Annotated in this window: 9 protein-coding genes, 3 pseudogenes and 1 CRISPR repeat array; of the genes and pseudogenes, 10 read left to right on the forward strand and 2 right to left on the reverse strand. The window is 33.0% G+C overall.

Translation table 11 applies throughout. The annotated features are described in order from the left end of the window. Positions 1–77 precede the first annotated feature (77 nt). The 5 genes from def (at position 78) to A3SG_RS0101985 (ending at position 3,870) form a co-directional block, all read left to right on the forward strand. Complete coding sequence (def, locus tag A3SG_RS0101965) at positions 78–665, forward strand: peptide deformylase (protein WP_016988324.1); 588 nt, start codon at positions 78–80, stop codon at positions 663–665. An 89-nt stretch (positions 666–754) separates the two neighbouring features. Beyond that, a complete protein-coding gene (locus A3SG_RS0101970; RefSeq protein ID WP_016988325.1) occupies positions 755–1,237 on the forward strand; it encodes a DUF5606 domain-containing protein in 483 nt (160 codons plus the stop codon). Positions 1,238–1,341: 104 nt separating this feature from the next. Beyond that, positions 1,342–2,130: a nucleoside triphosphate pyrophosphohydrolase gene (gene mazG / locus A3SG_RS0101975; protein ID WP_029596559.1), complete on the forward strand. Its 789-nt coding sequence runs from the start codon at positions 1,342–1,344 to the stop codon at positions 2,128–2,130. Further along, a complete protein-coding gene (locus A3SG_RS0101980; RefSeq protein WP_016988327.1) occupies positions 2,091–2,411 on the forward strand; it encodes a hypothetical protein in 321 nt (106 codons plus the stop codon). The genes mazG and A3SG_RS0101980 overlap by 40 nt, the downstream gene beginning before the upstream one ends. 7 nt (positions 2,412–2,418) lie before the next feature. After that, positions 2,419–3,870, forward strand: coding sequence for an APC family permease (locus tag A3SG_RS0101985; RefSeq protein ID WP_016988328.1), 1,452 nt, complete (start codon positions 2,419–2,421; stop codon positions 3,868–3,870). A gap of 7 nt (positions 3,871–3,877) precedes the next feature. On the opposite strand, the pseudogene A3SG_RS18860 reads toward A3SG_RS0101985, so the two are convergent. Beyond that, a pseudogene (locus tag A3SG_RS18860) lies at positions 3,878–4,557 on the reverse strand (Crp/Fnr family transcriptional regulator). Positions 4,558–4,702: 145 nt separating this feature from the next. On the opposite strand from A3SG_RS18860, the pseudogene A3SG_RS18865 reads away from it, so the two are divergent. Together A3SG_RS18865 and A3SG_RS21000 are read left to right on the forward strand one after the other, a co-directional pair. Further along, positions 4,703–6,597 (forward strand): annotated as a pseudogene (locus A3SG_RS18865) (heavy metal translocating P-type ATPase metal-binding domain-containing protein); the annotation flags it as partial. Position 6,598: 1 nt separating this feature from the next. Further along, positions 6,599–7,358, forward strand: a pseudogene (locus A3SG_RS21000) (cbb3-type cytochrome c oxidase subunit II); the annotation flags it as partial. Between the two features lie 213 nt (positions 7,359–7,571). Here the strand turns inward: A3SG_RS21000 and A3SG_RS0102015 are convergent. Continuing rightward, positions 7,572–9,596: a DUF349 domain-containing protein gene (locus A3SG_RS0102015; RefSeq protein ID WP_016988331.1), complete on the reverse strand. Its 2,025-nt coding sequence runs from the start codon at positions 9,594–9,596 to the stop codon at positions 7,572–7,574. A 431-nt stretch (positions 9,597–10,027) separates the two neighbouring features. On the opposite strand from A3SG_RS0102015, the gene cas9 reads away from it, so the two are divergent. From cas9 to A3SG_RS0102030, 3 genes are all read left to right on the forward strand, one after another. Further along, complete coding sequence (gene cas9 / locus A3SG_RS0102020) at positions 10,028–14,563, forward strand: type II CRISPR RNA-guided endonuclease Cas9 (RefSeq protein ID WP_016988332.1); 4,536 nt, start codon at positions 10,028–10,030, stop codon at positions 14,561–14,563. Between the two features lie 2 nt (positions 14,564–14,565). Next, a complete protein-coding gene (locus tag A3SG_RS22675) occupies positions 14,566–14,700 on the forward strand; it encodes a hypothetical protein (protein ID WP_016988333.1) in 135 nt (44 codons plus the stop codon). A 70-nt stretch (positions 14,701–14,770) separates the two neighbouring features. Continuing rightward, complete coding sequence (locus tag A3SG_RS0102030; protein ID WP_016988334.1) at positions 14,771–15,124, forward strand: GIY-YIG nuclease family protein; 354 nt, start codon at positions 14,771–14,773, stop codon at positions 15,122–15,124. A 176-nt stretch (positions 15,125–15,300) separates the two neighbouring features. Further along, positions 15,301–16,323: a CRISPR direct-repeat array (repeat unit 36 nt; unit sequence GTTGTGGTTTGATTAAAGATTAGAAAACACGATATT). Positions 16,324–16,380: the final 57 nt, after the last annotated feature.

Below are 16,380 nucleotides of genomic sequence, written 5' to 3' on the forward strand. Positions count from 1 at the left end.
TTTTTACTATTTTTGCCAACCGTAATTGAAGGACAAAAATCCTGAATTTAGGGCATATAATACTTAAAATAACAATAATGATTTTACCAATTGTAGGATATGGCCATCCTGTTTTAAGAAAAGTAGGAGAGAATATTTCACAGGAACATCCTGACTTGAAAGAAACGATTGCTAATATGTATGACACCATGTATAATGCATGTGGAGTCGGTCTTGCCGCGCCACAGGTAGGAAAAGCACTTCGTTTGTTCATCATAGATACGACACCTTTTAGCGAAGACGAAGATTTAGAGTCAGCAGAACAAATAGAATTGAAAGGGTTTAAAAGAACTTTTATCAACGCAAAAATGTTGAAAGAAGAGGGTGAAGAATGGTGTTTTAATGAAGGATGCTTAAGTATTCCAGATGTTCGTGAGGATGTTTACAGAAACGAAAGAATAACTATTGAGTACTGTGAAGAGGATTTTGTGGTGAAGACAGAAGTTTTTGAGGGGTTAATAGCGAGAGTGATTCAACATGAATATGATCACATAGAAGGAATTTTATTTACTGATAAAATTTCATCACTTAAAAAACGTTTGATTCAAAAAAAACTGAAAAATATTACTGAAGGAAAGACATTTCAAGACTATAGAATGAGGTTTATTGCTAGAAAGGGCAGATAATTAAATTTTAAATACTCTGTTTAGTGATGGTCTTTGGAATTTAATAAAGAATACATACAAATCGAATTCTTAATAATAATTATAACAATATGAATTTAGAAAAAATACTTGCGATTTCTGGAAAACCAGGTTTATTTGTACTTAAAGTGCAAACACGTACTGGTTTTGTTGCAGAATCATTATCGGATGGAAAGAAAATTACGGTAAATTTAAAAAGTAATGTAAGCTTATTATCTGAAATTTCAGTTTACACTTATGAAGGTGAAAAACCATTGGCAGAAATAATGAGCAAGATTGCTGTCAAGGAAAGCAATGGTCCTTCTATTTCACATAAAGAAGACAATGCTACATTAGCAGCTTACTTTAAAGAAATTTTACCAGATTACGATGAGGAAAGAGTATATCCGTCAGATATTAAAAAAATAATAAACTGGTACAACATGCTCCAGGTTAAAGGTTTGGTTGTAGATGAAGAACCTGCAGTTGCAGAAGAAACTCCTAATGGAGAGGATGTTGAAGCTGTTGCAGAAAAACCAAAAAAGAAAAAAAAATTAAGGAATAATACATTCTGAATTTTATAAAAAATCCTGTCTTCTCTAATTTTAGAAGACAGGATTTCTTATTTTTACGCACCCGAGTGGCCAAGGATCGAACCCACCAAGAAAAACCATATGCTATGAATACAAGAGAAACTCAATTGAAGGCCTTTGATAGACTGTTAACTATAATGGAGGAGTTGCGAGAGCAATGCCCGTGGGACAAAAAGCAAACTCTTCAAACTTTACGGCATCTTACCATAGAAGAAACGTATGAATTGGGGGATGCCATTCTGGATAATGATCTGACTGAGGTGAAGAAGGAATTGGGAGACTTACTACTGCATATTGTTTTTTATGCTAAGATAGGAAGCGAAACCAATGATTTTGATATTGAAGATGTTTGCAATGAAATTTGTGAGAAGTTAATTCACCGTCATCCGCATATATATGGAGATACTGTGGTTAAGGACGAAGAAGAAGTCAAACAAAACTGGGAAAAACTAAAACTGAAAGAAGGAAGGAAATCGGTTCTGGAGGGTGTTCCCAAAAGTTTACCCGCATTGGTGAAAGCCAGCAGAATACAAGATAAAGTTAAAGGGGTTGGGTTTGACTGGGAAGAGCCGCATCAAGTTTGGGATAAAGTAAAAGAGGAATTACAGGAATTACAAGTAGAGGTGGAAGCCGGAAATCAAGATAATATCGAAGCCGAGTTTGGTGACGTTTTATTCTCAATGATTAATTATGCCCGATTTTTAAATGTAAATCCCGAAGATGCCTTAGAACGCACCAATAAAAAATTTATCAAACGCTTTCAATATCTGGAGAGCAAAGCGGGCGAATTGGGCAAACCATTGATGGACATGACTCTTGCTGAAATGGATGTTTTTTGGGAAGAGGCAAAGCTTCTAGCAAAAAAGCAGGAATAAGAAAATTTCGAATTTTCAAATATCCAAATTTGGGAAGAGGCAAAGCTTCTAGCAAAAAAGCAGGAATAAGAAAATTTCGAATTTTCAAATATCCAAATTTGGGAAGAGGCAAAGCTTCTAGCAAAAAAGCAGGAATAAGAAAATTTCGAATTTTCAAATATCCAAATTTGGGAAGAGGCAAAGTTTCTAGCAAAAAAGCAGGAATAAGAAAATTTCGAATTTTCAATTTTGTAAAAAAGCAAAAAGTGTTTTACCATCTTTTATCTTTAAAAGTCAATTAAATTATATATGTCGGAAAATAAAATAGGGTTAAAACGTTCTTTGGGGTTAATTGATGCTACAAGTTTAGTAGCTGGTTCGATGATTGGTTCTGGTATTTTTATCGTTACTGCCGCTATGGCTCGTGATATTGGTTCTGCAGCCTGGCTTTTAATAATTTGGTTAGTGACCGGCTTGATTACCGTTGCTGCCGCATTAAGTTATGGTGAATTAGCGGGCATGATGCCTAAGGCGGGCGGGCAATTTGTTTATATTCAGCGTGCCTATGGTAGATTAATTTCGTTTCTGTACGGTTGGACTGTTTTTACCGTCATTCAGACTGGAGTAATTGCTGCAATTGCAGTTACGTTTGCAAGCTATTCTGCTATATTTTTTCCAGTTTTGGACAATACGCTTTTTACCCTAGGAGACAGTTTTGTTTTCCCAACTAGTAAACTATTGGCTATCGCAAGTATTATTATACTCACGTTCATCAATACTAAAGGAGTAGAAAGCGGAAAATTGATTCAGTTAATCTTAACATCGGCTAAGTTAATTGCACTTTTTGCGTTAATTATTTTTGGTTTGTATGTTGGTTTTCACACAGACGTTCTTTCGAATAATTTTGCTAATATGTGGGAAGCCAGTAGCACTGTTTTAAATGGTGATGGCTCAATTACTGTTACAAAGTTAACTGGAATGGCAGTTCTGGGTGCTGCAGGGGCTACAATAATAAATTCTTTGTTTTCAAGCGATGCATGGAACAACGTTACTTTTATTGCAGGAGAGATTAAGGAACCAAAGAAGAATATACCACGAAGTTTATTTCTGGGTACTTTGATTGTTACCGTTATTTATATTCTGGCAAATTTGGCTTATTTGGCCCTGTTGCCCATGCATGGCACTCCGGATGCAACTGGAATCGCGGGTAATGGAATCATGTTTGCAAGTAATGATCGAGTGGGTGCCGCAGCTGCGGGTATGATTATGGGCAATAGCAGTGTTTTCATTATGGCTGCCTTAATTATGGTTTCTACTTTTGGATGCAATAGTGGTTTAATTCTGTCGGGTGGGCGATTATTTTATGCGATGGCTAAAGATGGATTGTTCTTTAAACAAGCTAAGATTTTGAATAAAAATCAAGTTCCAGCGAAGGCTTTATGGGTACAATGTGCTTGGGCTTGTGTGCTATGTGTTTCAGGTAAGTTTGGAGACTTGCTAACTTATGCAACTTTTGCGTCGTTACTGTTTTACATTTTAACAATCTTTGGTGTGTTTATATTAAGAAAAAGGGAACCTAATGCTGAAAGGCCGTATCGGGCTTTTGGTTATCCGGTTGTGCCCGCACTATACATAATTGTCACTACTGCAATTTGTATAACATTACTGGTATATGACACTTTAAACACCGGTTTGGGATTGGGAATTGTAGCTTTGGGCGTACCAGTTTATTATTTCCTGATGGATCATAAAAAAGAATAGGGAGCTACTACGTAGTCATCTTTTTTAATTTACTGGTGTCTTTAATAGTTATCTTTGTACCAACTAGTTCTACTAATCTTAATTTTTGAAATCATACAGTATTCGGATCCATCTTTCGTTTGCTGTCCCTATCATACTGGCTAATTCATCCCTTGATAGTTGAATTTTCAGTGAGTCATCTTCGTTTTTTTCGAAGATGTCATGTAAATAAAGTAATATTTCCGCTAATTTTTCTTTCACCGTTTTTTGAGCCATATTGACTAAATGACTATCAGCTTCTTTTAGATCACCGCAGATTGTTTTCATCACATTCATGGAAAACTGATTGTTTTTATCAAAGAATCCCATAACTTCAGTTTGGGGGATAAAACACACTTCCATATCTTCAAGGGCGACAGCGCTTCAATTAACAGGTTTCTCGCTAATCATGGAACGTTGACCCAATAACTATCCTCTTGTAACTAATTTTACTATTTGATCTTTTCTATTGGGAATCAGTTTAGTAAGTTTACAAACCCTATCCTTTATGCAGAATATTCCATTTACACTTTCTCCCTTTTCAAAAATCACTTCTCCTTTTTTGATAATGCGTGATGTTTTACATCTAGCAAGTTTAGCAAGTTCGTCTTTATTGAGCGCTTTCAGTGAGCTGAACTGTCTAACAATACATTGTTCGCATTTTGACATAATGAAGGAGGCTGTACTTATGCAAGTTTACGCATTAATAAGACAAATATCATATTTTCGTTAAGAATTGTTTAAGAGCCTTACATCAGGTAAAATGAGCAAAATTATGGATACATAACACTGCTTCTATTGTGGTTTAGACAATATTAAAGTAGAGAAAATTACTTTTGACAATAAAAATTTTTGTTGCAACGGTTGTAAAACAGTGTACGAAATTTTTAGTGTCAATGATTTGACGTACTATTATGATTTTGAAAAATCCCCTGGAGCAACGCCGCTTGATATTAATGGTAAGTATGATTTTTTAGAAAACGAAAGTATAGTCTCCAAATTATTGGAATTCCAAGAGAATTAAACCGCTATTATTTCACTTAATATTCCTCATATTCATTGCAGCTCCTGTATTTGGATTTTAGAAAATTTACAGCGCCTTCAAAAGGGGATAAGTTCTTCTCAGATTAATTTTCCTGAAAAGAAGGTTCGAATCACTTATAATCCTCTTGCCGTTTCTTTTGCTAAAATTGTTTATTTACTAAGTGCCATTGGCTACGAGCCTTATATTAGTTTAGAGAACTATGAAGCTGGGAAAAAGAATGTCGATAGAAGTCTGACCTATAAGTTAGGAATTGCTTTTTTTTGTTTCGGTAATATTATGTTGCTTTCCTTTCCAGAATATTTTGAAGTGAACGATTATCGGCTAGACACTTATAAACCGTTTTTTCGATGTCTTATCCTTACGGCATTTTTGTATTCAACCTCCGATTACTATGTTTCGGCTTATAAAAGTATCCGACCTAAAATGCTAAATATCGATATTCCAATTGCTTTAGGGATTATCGTGATGTTTGTGCGAAGTACTACTGATATTGCATTTGATTATGGATCTGGTTTTTTGATAGTTTAACTGGCTTGATTTTCTTTATGCTGTTAGGTAAGATGTTCCAAATTAAAACCTATCGCTTTTTAAGTTTTGAAAGGGATTTTAAATCTTATTTTCCCATTGCCATAACCCGCATAAAAAGCGATGCTTCTGAACAAAGTGTCTCTGTTTATGATATTGTAAAGGGAGATCGACTGCTTATCAGAAATCAGGAGTTAATTCCTGTTGACGAGATATTGATTAGCGAAAAAGCTACTATCGATTATAGTTTTGTAACCGGTGAAGTCGTACCTATTAGAAATAATTCAGGGGATAAAGTATTTGCTGGTGGAAAACAAATCGGGAAACTTATTGAAATGGAAGTGCTTTATTCTGTTTCTCAAAGTTATCTCACCCAATTATGGAGCAATGACGTTTTTCAGAAAACTATAAACCAAAGATATAAGAGCATTACTGATAGTATAAGTAGGTATTTCATTCCTGTCCTATTGTTGATTGCTTTCGCTGCATTTGGCTATTGGATTTTATTCGACACGAACACTGCTTTTAACGTTTTTACTGCAATCCTAATTGTAGCGTGTCTTTTTGCTCTGGCATTGACTGCTCCATTTACAATGGGGAATGTATTACGAATCATTGGTAAACAGAAATTTCACTGAAAAAATGCACTGGTTATTGAACAATTAGCTAAAGTGGATACTATCGTTTTTGATAAAACGGGAACTATTACTACCAATAAAAAGGCGAAAATTTATCATGAAGGACAGTCGCTTTCCAATGAGGATCTAATCAATATTAAAACGGTACTTCGTGGGTCTAACCATCCGTTAAGTAGGATGTTGTATGATTATCTCCCAGAGCTAAAAAGTGTATGTCTTACTGGTTTTGAGGAAATTGCTGGTAAAGGGACCAGGGCTACGATTCAGGGAAGACAAGTGGTAGTGGTTTCAAGCGGCATTTGGAGGAAGTCCAGAGGGGAAGACGACGCTGCAAATGGCAGTTCATGTGAGCATTAATGATGCGTATTGTGGGAAATATTTTTCAACAATCAATATAGAGAAGGATTAGAAGGTCTTTTTAAAAGTTTAAAGAATAATTATCAGATTAAAGTTTTGGTCGGAGACAACGAGGTGGAAAAATCTTCTTTAGAAATGCTGTTGCTCTCTTAAAAATGTAAATGCTGTCGCGCACTACACAGATTGGATTATTGCACACGTGCAAGCAGGTCCGTTGGCGTAGAACGGATTTATGACTTTCGGTATGATTTATTGGTTGATACCAAGAATGACTAAAAGTAAATTATATTCTACTACGCTAGCTAATTTTTACTTTTGGATTGGAACTTTAGGGACTATACTGTATTCCTATGTGTGTAGTGGGTTTTCTACAAGCTTCTATGTGGAAGCAGTTTAATCCGGATGGAACTTTAACGTACGGTAACTTCCTTTAAACCGTTACGCAAATCATGCTAATGTATTTGATGAGTACTATTAGTGGTACGCTTTATCTATCAGGAATGTTAGTATTAGTGTATAATATTGTTGATACTTTAAGAAATGGTGCTAGCCTTAAAGATGAATTAGCTTAAGCTCCTACTTTAGTTAAAATCAATAATGGAAGAATTAAGGAGGGAAAATTTCACCCGTGGTTATAAAGAAAACCTAGTCAGCTAACCATTTTAGCAACAATTGCGATATTAATTGGTGTTGTTCTTCAAACCGTATCAACAATTGTGGTAAAATCGAATATTCCAACTATAGCGAGCGTAAAATCGTGTACGCCACTAGAATTGGAAGGACGTGTTTTATAGATTCGGAAAGATTGTGTGGGTTGTCACTCTCAATCTGTTCGTCCTGTCCGTAGGTTGGTAGAACGTTATGGAACGCAAGCGAAAGCAGGTGAGTTTGTTTATGATCATCCATTGCAGTAAGTAACTTTGGGGTAACTGGTGTATCGTGGAATGGCAACATTATTTTTGAATTAGACCATTTTTCAGGAGATATCAATTTTCATTAATCAAAAGTAGTTTGATTTTATGAAAGTTAAAATGATAATTATCATACTCAGAGTACTGTAACAAAAAAGCCTCTTTCTTTTTTTAGAATGAGGCTTGTATTTAACCGGTGGTATTGTTTTACTCTTGCTTTAGATTTCTTAACTGTTTTAGTTTTTCTTTCCAGACGTCTAAGCCTTCCTTGTGAATAGCTATGTTTTTTCTAACCTCTAAAACAATTGAATTTTCTTTTTTTGCATTTCTGGTGTTCGCAAAAAACTGAATGTTGTTTTCCAATTGGAAAATTTCATTTTTAACTTCATCAATCTTGCGCATCAAGAAAATCTTTTCATTTTCTATTTTTCGGGTATCATTATTTTCTGATAAATGATCCATTCGATTGGCAAAACGCAACAGGTCTGTATCTTTTTTGCTCAAGCTCAATTTATCAAAAAGAGCATCTAGAATTTTATTAAATTTCCCTTCAATATGTCTTCTAGGATAAGGTACTTTTCCAAAATTTTTCCAAGTTTCGATATGTAGTTTTATGGCATCTAAATCTGTTTTATGGTCCCCAGTTAATTGGTATTCCCGTAAGGTTTCCAAATAAGATTTCTTCTTGTCAAAAGCTTCTATTTCTTCAACGCTATGTTCGTCTTTTTGCTCTTTTAATTTGTTGAAATAATGATTGCAGGCATCCTTGAATTCTTTCCAGATTTTATCTGAATGTTTTCTTGGGACATGGCCTATTTGTTTCCACTCGTCTTGAATTTTCTTCATGATTGGAGTAGTGGTAGCAAAGTCAGTGCTCTCCTGTAATTCCTGCGCTTTGGCGACGAGCGCATTTTTCTTAGCTAAATTCTCGTTTTGGTCTTTTTTAATTTCTTTGTAAAACGAATTTTTAAACGAATTGAAATTTCTGACCTCTAATTTAAATGCAGCCCAAGTTTCTTCATTTACTTCTGAAGGCACTTTTCCAGCAGCGAAAAAAGCAGTTCTTAACGTTTCTACTTTTTCAATTTGTGCAAGCCATTGCGAATGAGCATTTACTTTTACAGTTGCCAAAACCGCAATTGCAGTAATAATTTCTTTTTTCTTTTCTAAGTTTTCGAGTTCGGCACCTCTTAGTTTTTCAAATAAAACCTCACGCTTGTCGTGCATTTTTTTTGTCAAATCACTAAAATGGTTCCAGATAACATCACGGTGTTCTTTAGAAACAGGACCTATGTCTTCTTTCCAGATTTTATGCAAGTCTTGTAATTCTCTGAAAGCTTTATTTACATCTGCTTCCTTCACTAATTCCTCAACGCGCGCAACTATTTTTTGTTTTTGCTCTAAATTATGTTTAAAGTCTAGGTCTCTAGCTTCACGGTCAAGATGCAAGTAGTCATAGAAATTTTCTACATGAAAATGATAATTATTCCAGACGTGGTTGTATTTATCTTTTGGTATTGATCCCGCATTTTTCCATCGATCTCTTAATTCATTAAAATGTTTTAAGGTGTCTTTGATGTTTTCCTGCGGATTGATTAGCTCTTTTAATTCCTCTACGATGGCTAATCTATTTTCTAGATTTGATTTCAAGTTCGTTTGCAAACTCTTGAAATGGATATTTTTATTGTCTCTGTAAATCGAGTAGGACTGATCAAACTTTACTTTTAAAGGGAAATGGTATTGAAAATCTTCTGTAGTATCAGGATTTTCAGCTTGGTATTCCTCTTTTTTTTCTTCGATAAAATGACTGTATTTTGCTAAAAATGCTTTTTTGATTTCTTCAACATGATCTTTCACTGACATCACCTTGTCGTTTTCAACCAGGATTTGTAGTTCGTCCACAAGTTGTTCCATCGACAAAGTATCATAATCTTGCATCGGAATATGATGACGCTCTTTTAAGGTTTCGTCCTCGCTTTCCTCTGCATTGGAATCCTCTATTGAGCTTAACGCTTTTTGATTTACGTTTTCAGTCACGGGATCTGTGGTCGCCACTTCTTCTTCAGCGGGTGCTACACTTTTGTCTTCTACAGGTTCCGTTATTTCATTTTCCGGAGTATCGGAAATCGCTTCGGTTTCTGTGATTACAGTCTTCACTTGAACAGATTCATTTGAATCATTTGCTACATTTCCATCTGCTTGTTGCAGGTTGTCATTCTTTTCTTCTAACATTTTTTCAATGTTTAAGGTTCCTATTTTATCGAAAACGAAAGATAGTAAAGGAATATTGAAATACAAAATAATTACCTTATTTATAGTCGTTTTATGGTGTGGTTTTGACTTTTTTGAAGCAATTTCCTGCTATTCGCTATATCTTTTTTATCTCAAAAAAGGAGACGAAAAAGGATGCTGCTGCTATCAGGGCTAGGACGTAGTTGTTTAATTATGAGTAGGTTAATTAATAGGAATAAAAAAGTCCCACCGAAGCAGGACTAAAGATTTTCATCTACGGCATATAGCCTTATTGTGATAAGATTAAAGATTAGAAATTTTAATCAGTTGTAAATGTAAAACAAAAATAGTTAGCTTGCAATGAGGAAAACCGTAAATATCTTAATTAATTTCTTACTATTTTTAGAAACTATTAAAAAAGACAATTCCGGATGGCAAAAATATTAGGTTTAGATTTAGGAACAAACTCTATTGGTTGGGCGATTGTGGATAAAGACGGAAACGATTTTTCTCTTGTATGCAAAGGAGTTCGGATATTTTCTGAAGGGGTGAAATCTGAAAAAGGAATTGAAAGTTCGCGCGCAGCCGAAAGAACTGGTTATAGAAGTGCGCGAAAAATTAAGTTTCGTAGAAAGTTAAGGAAATACGAATCTTTAAAAGTCCTATCTCTAAACGGAATGTGTCCGTTGTCAATTGAGGAAGTTGAAGATTGGAAAAAATCTGGATTTAAAGAATACCCACTTAATCCTGAATTTTTAAAATGGTTAAGAACAAGTGATGACGAAAATATAAATCCTTACTCTTGTAGAGATAGAGCAAGTAAACAAAAAGTTTCTTTGTTTGAATTAGGTCGCGCTCTTTATCATATTACACAAAGAAGAGGTTTTTTGAGTAATCGTTTAGATCAATCAGCTGAAGGAGTTTTTGAAGAACATTGTCCTCAGATTCAATCTGTAATTGAAGATGTAAATACTACAGATGAAATTTTAATTGAATTGAAAGACTATTTTCTTAATACAGGAATACTTGATGAATCTATAAAAGGAGGTTTTAAAAAGGATCTAGATGAAGGAGAAAAAAAACTAAAAACGCTTTATAATTCTTTGGTTGCGATAACAAAGAAAAATGAAAGTGAAATAGAAAAATGTAAGGAAGAACTATTTGCTCGATTAAATAAAAAGGAAGATTTAGGTAAAGTTAAAGGCAAAATCAGTGAGATTTCGCAAGCAATGAAAGACGGAAGTTTTGAAACCTTAGGACAATATTTTAATAGCTTGTATAGTAAAGGCAAAATCAGAAACCAATATACAGCTAGAGAAGAACATTATTTAGCAGAATTTGAGATTATTTGCAAAACGCAAACTATTGAAAGTATTATTGACAATGAGCAGTTACCAGAAAAAAGATACAGAGGTTTAGCTAAGGAATTATATAGAGCGATTTTTTTTCAACGTCCGTTAAAATCTCAAAAAGGATTAATAGGTAAATGTTCTTTTGAAAAAAGTAAATCGCGATGCGCTATTTCGCATCCTCACTTTGAAGAATACAGAATGTGGACGTATTTGAATACAATAAAAATAGGAACTCAATCTGAGAAGATTTTACGTTTTCTTACTCAAGAAGAAAAATTAAGTTTGATTCCAAAATTTTTAAGAAAAAAAGACAATTTCAATTTTGAAGATTTAGCCAAAGATTTAATCGAAAAAGGGGCAAGTTTTGGATTTTATAAATCTTCAAAAAGAGATAGTTTTCATTATTGGTTTAATTACAAACCTACTGATACAGTTTCAGGTAGCCCTGTTTCCACTTCTTTTAAAAATGTAATTGGAGAAGATTGGAGAATAAAAACATTTACTTATCCAACTTTAAATTCAAAAGGAATTGAAGTTAACAGAACAGTAGATTATAAAGATTTATGGCATTTACTATCAGTCTCTACTTCTGATGTTTACTTATATGAATATGCAAAAGATAAATTAAAATTAGAAGATAAAAATGCTAAGTCTTTCAGTAAGATTAGATTAAAAAAGGATTTCGGAAGTTTGAGCTTGAATGCAATCAACAAAATTTTACCGTATGTAAAGGAAGGGTTGTTGTATTCACATGCTGTTTTTATGGCAAATATAGAAGGTATAGTTGATCAAGCTATTTGGAATGACTTAGCACAAAGAAAATATATACAAGATAAGATTGCTGAAATAATATCCAATAATACTTTCGATAATGGGCTTTTAGAAGTTGTAAACGGATTAATAAAGGAATGTAAAGTTGAAGGTGCTTATTATTCTAAAGAAGCAGAACCTACTTATAGAAAAGATTTAAGTAAAAAGTTAGTTTCGTTTTTTAAGTATCATGAGATTAATGATGTTTTGAAGCAAGAAAAAATCTTAAAGGAAGTGTTTCCTGTTTTTATAGAGCAATTAAAAGCTTATGAGTTCATAACAGTAAAACGTTTGGACGAAAAAGTTTTAGAATTTCTAAAAGGAGAAAATGAAGATGGTGAAGTTTTTTGTGGCAATCCGAAGCAGTTAAATAAATTATATCATCCTTCAGATATTGATGTTTTCAAAAAGCAAAAAGTGAGAGATGAGAACGGAAAAGAAACTGGTCAGTTAATTTTAGGAAGTCCATTAACCTCTTCGATTAAAAATCCAATGGCAATGCGTGCTTTGCATCAACTCCGCAAAGTATTAAATGCCTTAATAGTAGAAGGGCAAGTTGATGAAAGAACAAGAATTCATATCGAAATGGCTCGGGAATTAAATGACGCCAATAAACGAAAAGGAATTCAGGATTATCAAAATGAAAATAAGAAAGAACGTGAAAAATACAAAGAAGAAATAAAGAAGCTCTATTTAGCTGAATGTGGGAAAGAAATAGAACCAACGGTTGACGATTTATTGCGTTATCAATTGTGGATTGAACAAGATAGGAAAGAGATTTATGAGAACGGTAATAGTATTAGTATCTGTGACATAATTGGAGACAATCCAAAATACGATATAGAACATACGGTTCCAAGAAGTATTTCACAAGATAACTCTCAAATGAATAAAACGCTTTGTAGTCAAAAGTTTAATAGAGATATTAAAAAGCAAAAAATGCCAATTGAGTTAGTAAATCATTTAGAAATTTTACCCAGAATTGCGCATTGGAAAAAAGAAGCAGAAAATTATACGAGAGAAATTGAAATAATTATTCGCTCCACTAAAACTGCTGCAACCAAAGAAGCCAAAGACAAGAAAATAAGAAGAAGACACTATTTGACTTTAAAAAGAGATTACTTACAAGGTAAATATAATCGTTTTGTTTGGACAGAGCCTAAAGTAGGATTTAAAAATAGCCAAATTCCAGATACAGGAATTATTACGAGATACGCACAGGCCTATTTGAAATCCTATTTTAAAAGAGTGGAAAGTGTAAAAGGTGGAATGGTTGCGGAGTTCAGAAAGATTTGGGGCATTCAAGAAAGTTATCAAAAAGATGGCAAAAAATACTTTATAGAAAAGGATAGAAGCAAACATACCCATCACACAATAGATGCAATTACAATTGCTTGTATGACCAAAGATAAATATGATGTTTTGGCTCATGCGTGGACTTTGGAAGATAAAGAACAAGTAACCGATGCTAGAAAACTATTAGCTGATTCAAAACCGTGGAAAACCTTCAAAGAAGATTTAAAAAAGATTGAAGAAGAAATTTTAGTTTCACATTACACACCAGATAATGTTAAAAAACAATCTAAAAAGATTGTAAGGATACGCGGGAAAAAGCAATTTAGAGATGAATTGTTATTAGATTTAAGCGGAAATAAAATTCCAATTTTTGGAAAAAGAATGAATAATGATGAAATTAAGTCTAAAGTTATAGGAAAAGATTATTTTGAAATTGTATCAAATAATGAAAAGAGTTTTTATGAATTTTTAAAAGACAAAAATGGTGATATAGTTTATAAAAAAACACCATTATTTCAACAAGGCGATACTATTCGAGGTTCTTTGCATTCAGCGGGAAATTATGGAGCGATAAAAATGCCTCAACGAAATGAGAAAAACGAGCCGATCAAAAATGAAAAGGGCGCTTTTATTTTGGAAAAAGATAAAAAAGATAAAGATGTAATTCATTTTGTTGAGAGAAAGGCTTTAACAAAATTATCAGAAAATGACATTAATAATATTGTAGATCCAATTGTTGCTCAAAAAATCCAAAAGGCAGTGAGAGACGGCTTTATTACATTTAAGATGGTTCAAGGGAAAAAAGTAGCGGTAATAAAAGATGATGTTATAATATGGATGAATGAAGAAAAGAAAATTCCAATTCTAAAAGTGAGGGTTTTTGCTACAACAGTTAAAAATCCATTAGAAATAAAAAAACATAGTAGTTTGTCTGAATCGCGACATAAACATAAACAAATGATATATGCTCAAAATGATGAGAACTATTGTATGGCTATTTATGAGTTAGAAGGGAAAAGAGATTTTGAGTTGATTAATTATTTTAATTTAGCTAAACTTCAAAAACAAAGACAAGGTTATTATCTAGTAAATAAGGAAAAAGAAGTTAATGGAAAAATAGTTCATATACCAATTGCAAAAAGAAATGGTAGAGATTTAGTTTTAAAAAGAGGAAAACAAGTTATTTTTTATGATAAAGAAGTTGAAAACCCAGATAATATTTTTGATTTAGAGGATTTAAAAAGCAGAATTTATATTATTGAAGGATTGTCAATTCAAAGAATTGTAAGACCTTCAGGGAAAATTGATGAATATGGTGTTATTATGTTTCGTTATTTTAAAGAAGCAAGGAAAGCAGATGATATTAAAAAAGATAATTTTAAGCCAGATGGTGGTTTTAAATTAGGAGAAATAAAACCAACAAGAAAAATGAATCATAATCAATTTAATGCTTTTGTAGAGGGAATTGATTTTAAAGTTTTGTCAACGGGTAAATTTGAAAAAATATAATTATGGATGAATCGAAACTAACAAAAGAACAAATAGAAAAAATCCAAGCTAAATTGGATAAGGCATCAAAAAGTGGGTTTAGTACGAAAACAAAGGAAGAATTATTAGCTGAAATCAAGAAAAAATTTAATGTTTAGTTTTGTCATTCCGACGAAGGAGGAATCACACATCAAAAGCCTTACGTAAATATAAACCAAAAGTGTAGTTATGAACAACAATATGATAGAGTACAACGAAGGGTATCATACATATTATGTTTATATAATCACCAATACACACCGTTCCTCATATTATATAGGAATGACCAATAATTTGGGAGAGCGGTTGGTTCAACATAAAGAAAATATAGAAAAAGGAATAAAAACTTTTGCATCCAAATACAATATTGAATTTTTGGTGTATTATGAAAAATTTACTTGGGTTCAAAAAGCTATTGAAAGAGAAAAAGAATTAAAAGGATGGAGAAGAGATAAGAAGTTAGCATTAATTCTATCCTTTAATCCCCAATTTGAATTTTTGAACGAACGGTTTATTAGTTCTGACCGTTCTAATAGATTATAGGTTTGTCATTCCGACGAAGGAGGAATCGCATAACGAGAGCAACTAATGTGATTCCTCCTTCGTCGGAATGACAAAACAACAAATGTTCTTTGACATACAGTTTTTCAAACTCTTAAACATCTCAAACCACAACTGAAAGTTATGGCGTCTGCCCAGCAGGGACGCGAGAACTTTCAGTTGTGGTTTGATTAAAGATTAGAAAACACGATATTATCGTCATAGCATCCACTAGAACACTCTAGTTGTGGTTTGATTAAAGATTAGAAAACACGATATTTCTGTTTCGTGGTAGCTTGAAGCGTGATTGTTGTGGTTTGATTAAAGATTAGAAAACACGATATTTTAAAAGTAAACAAAGTAGCTGGGGAAAGAGTTGTGGTTTGATTAAAGATTAGAAAACACGATATTCAAAGCAGATGTTACTTATGTAGATGATCAGTTGTGGTTTGATTAAAGATTAGAAAACACGATATTTCAATAAATTAATCACAAGTTAACGACTAGTTGTGGTTTGATTAAAGATTAGAAAACACGATATTTGTATTGTCATGATTTTATAATTTTACTAAGTTGTGGTTTGATTAAAGATTAGAAAACACGATATTACTAAGATTAAGTGCGTAATATAGTAGTGAGTTGTGGTTTGATTAAAGATTAGAAAACACGATATTGTTGTTAATATTAGCCTTTCCGCTTAATCCGTTGTGGTTTGATTAAAGATTAGAAAACACGATATTCATGTTGTGTTGATGCTGTTGCTTTGTCAGGTTGTGGTTTGATTAAAGATTAGAAAACACGATATTTGATGCCGTTACCGTGACTATAAAATTGGGGTTGTGGTTTGATTAAAGATTAGAAAACACGATATTCTTTGGGTTTTTTTATGTTTAAAAGTTAAAGTTGTGGTTTGATTAAAGATTAGAAAACACGATATTCCACTGTACCAAACATTATACTCACTGAAGGTTGTGGTTTGATTAAAGATTAGAAAACACGATATTTACAAGCATTACGAGTACTATCTTAAGAGGGTTGTGGTTTGATTAAAGATTAGAAAACACGATATTGAACAAGCAATATATAAAAAACGAGCGCCTGTTGTGGTTTGATTAAAGATTAGAAAACACGATATTTTTGGTTAACCTATAATATACCGTGTCTAAGTTGTGGTTTGATTAAAGATTAGAAAACACGATATTTTTGAATTGTCTTTTAATTTTGAAGGATTGGTTGTGGTTTGATTAAAGATTAGAAAA

This window comes from Flavobacterium sp. ACAM 123 (assembly GCF_000264055.1).
In the GTDB taxonomy this organism is placed as follows: domain Bacteria; phylum Bacteroidota; class Bacteroidia; order Flavobacteriales; family Flavobacteriaceae; genus Flavobacterium.

What these genes read in the sequence shown, in the direction of transcription:
- def (WP_016988324.1), top strand. Translation starts at nt 78, where the DNA reads ATGATTTTACCAATTGTAGGATATGGCCATCCTGTTTTAAGAAAAGTA.
- A3SG_RS0101970 (WP_016988325.1), top strand. Translation starts at nt 755, where the DNA reads ATGAATTTAGAAAAAATACTTGCGATTTCTGGAAAACCAGGTTTATTT.
- mazG (WP_029596559.1), top strand. Translation starts at nt 1,342, where the DNA reads ATGAATACAAGAGAAACTCAATTGAAGGCCTTTGATAGACTGTTAACT.
- A3SG_RS0101985 (WP_016988328.1), top strand. Translation starts at nt 2,419, where the DNA reads ATGTCGGAAAATAAAATAGGGTTAAAACGTTCTTTGGGGTTAATTGAT.
- A3SG_RS0102015 (WP_016988331.1), bottom strand. Translation starts at nt 9,596, where the DNA reads ATGTTAGAAGAAAAGAATGACAACCTGCAACAAGCAGATGGAAATGTA.
- cas9 (WP_016988332.1), top strand. Translation starts at nt 10,028, where the DNA reads ATGGCAAAAATATTAGGTTTAGATTTAGGAACAAACTCTATTGGTTGG.
- A3SG_RS22675 (WP_016988333.1), top strand. Translation starts at nt 14,566, where the DNA reads ATGGATGAATCGAAACTAACAAAAGAACAAATAGAAAAAATCCAAGCT.
- A3SG_RS0102030 (WP_016988334.1), top strand. Translation starts at nt 14,771, where the DNA reads ATGAACAACAATATGATAGAGTACAACGAAGGGTATCATACATATTAT.